Raw genomic sequence first — 255 nt, forward strand, 5'->3', positions numbered from 1 at the left:
ATGTCCACGTTTCTCCAATTCCTTATCCAGTTGGTTTAAGTAAACATTACTAAGAATCGGCGAAAGTACACCACCTTGGGGGGCACCGAATTCTGTCGGTTTAGTCAGTCCATTTTCGAGTATTCCGTTCTTGAGAAATTTCCAAATTAGTTTCAATATAACTTTATCCTGGATGAATGCCTTGAGGTATTCCATTAGTTTTTGATGGTTGATAGTGTCAAAGTAGCTTTTTAAATCACAGTCTACCACCACTCT

Annotated in this window: 1 protein-coding gene; it reads right to left on the bottom strand. The window is 38.4% G+C overall.

Going from position 1 to position 255, the window contains the following annotated elements; translation table 11 throughout:
* The coding region (locus tag M3226_RS32005) for a reverse transcriptase domain-containing protein (protein WP_308212021.1) at positions 1-252 on the bottom strand (252 nt) is incomplete at its 3' end.
* Positions 253-255 lie beyond the last annotated feature (3 nt).

Source organism: Neobacillus cucumis (assembly GCF_023715505.1).